Origin of the sequence: Burkholderia sp. Se-20378, assembly GCF_017104665.1 — a bacterium.
GTDB lineage: Bacteria > Pseudomonadota > Gammaproteobacteria > Burkholderiales > Burkholderiaceae > Burkholderia > Burkholderia lata.
The window spans coordinates 1-1,839 of the sequence record NZ_JAAGPG010000932.1 but is presented as its reverse complement, the minus strand read 5'-3'; the positions used below and the strand labels follow the sequence as shown (position 1 = coordinate 1,839).

The window sequence follows — 1,839 nt, the reverse complement described above, 5'->3', positions numbered from 1 at the left end:
GCACAGCTGCGCCTGCCCCCGCCCGCGGGCGGCGTGACGTGGAGCCTGGTGGAATTCACGGGCGTGCCGGCCGCCGGGGCCGGTGCCGCAGGCTCGCGCCGCACCGGCTGACGCACCGGCTCGATGAACGGCAATTCTTCTTCGCGTTCGGGGCGGTTCATCGCCTCGGCCGCTTCTTCCGGCATCGGGCGCGGCATCCTGCGCCGCACCTTCGCGCCCTGCCATGCGTTGTAGACCACGACGCCGCCCACCACGACGGCGCCCGCGCCGATCAAACCGAGTGTCAACTCGTCCATGCACGCTCCATCAGCAATTCTTGTTCGTCGGAACCGCGAACGGGCGCCCATGCGCCGCGCGAACGCGGTCCGGTTTCGTCAAACGTCAACTCTGGGCAAAACCCGCGGCGGTTTCCATGTCCACCGCAACGATCCGCGACACGCCCTGCTCCTGCATCGTCACACCGATCAGCTGCTGCGCCATTTCCATCGCGATCTTGTTGTGCGAGATGAACAGGAACTGCGTCTTGTCGGACATCGCGCGCACGAGATTCGCGAAACGCTCGGTGTTCGCGTCGTCGAGCGGCGCGTCGACCTCGTCGAGCAGACAGAATGGCGCCGGGTTCAGCTGGAACATCGCGAACACCAGTGCGGTCGCGGTCAGGGCCTTCTCGCCGCCCGACAGCAGGTGGATCGTCGCGTTCTTCTTGCCCGGCGGCTGCGCCATCACCTGCACGCCGGCATCGAGGATTTCGTCGCCCGTCATGATCAGCTTCGCCTGGCCACCGCCGAAGAGGCGCGGGAACAGATCGCTGAAGTGACGGTTGACCTCGTCGAAGGTGCCCTGCAGCAGCGTGCGGGTTTCCTGGTCGATCTTGTGGATCGCGTCCTCGAGCGTCGTGATCGCGTCGATCAGGTCGGCCGACTGCGCGTCGAGGAACACCTTGCGCTCGCTCGCGGCCTTCAGCTCGTCGAGCGCGGCCATGTTCACCGGGCCGAGCGCATTGATCGCGTTGTTCAGGCGCGTGACCTCGCCCTGCAGGTACGACGGTTTCAGATCCGGCGTGAGCTTCTCGCGCAGCGCTTCCTCGTCGACCTCGGCCGTCGTCAGTTGCTCGGCGAACTGCTCGACCGACAGGCGCGCGGCCTGCTCCTTCAACTGCAATTCGGTGATGCGATCGCGCAGCGGCTGCAGCGAGCGCTCGGCGACGAGCCGCTGCTCGTCCGACGCGCGCAGTTTTGCGGTCAGGTCGTCGAGCTCGATCCGCGCGGCCTGCAGCGCTTCTTCCTTCACCGCACGAATCTCGAGCGCGTCCTGCAGGCCCGTGTGCGCGGTCTGCTCGTTGATCGTCTCGAGCTCGGCGCGTGCGTCTTCCAGCGATCCGGCGACACGCTCGCTCTGCTCGTGCGCGACCTGGATACTGCGCTTGAGTTCGTCGATCCGCGTCACCGCATTGCGTGCGGCGAAGCGCGCGTCGTTCGCGCCACGCTCCAGGTCACGCGCTTCCTGACGTGCCTGCGTCAGCGATTCGTCGAGCGCTTCGAATGCGAGCTGGTTGTCCTCGAAGCGCGCCTGCAGTTCGGCAAGTTCGCCGTCGAACCGCTCGAAATTCGCTTCCGACTCCGCGCGCATCGCGCGCTGCTCTTCGATCTGCGCGCCGATTTCCTCGAGTTCCTCGCGGATCTGCGTGCTGCGCTGCGTGTAACGTTCGTGCGCCTGCGCGAGCTTCAGCACGTCCATCTGCAGCGCGTGCACGCGCTGCGTCGCACGCTCGGCCTGCGCCCGCACGTCGCCGAGCGCCTGCGTGGCCTGCGTGTGCGCGGCTTCCGCACGCACGGCGGG

1 protein-coding gene and 1 pseudogene are annotated in these 1,839 nt (G+C 67.3%); both read right to left on the bottom strand.

Annotated features, from left to right (window positions below; all coding sequences use genetic code 11):
- A pseudogene (locus G3N93_RS39060) lies at positions 1-296 on the bottom strand (cell division protein FtsZ); the annotation flags it as partial.
- A gap of 85 nt (positions 297-381) precedes the next feature.
- Positions 382-1,839: AAA family ATPase (locus tag G3N93_RS39055; protein WP_241026892.1), on the bottom strand; the 1,458-nt coding region annotated here is incomplete at its 5' end.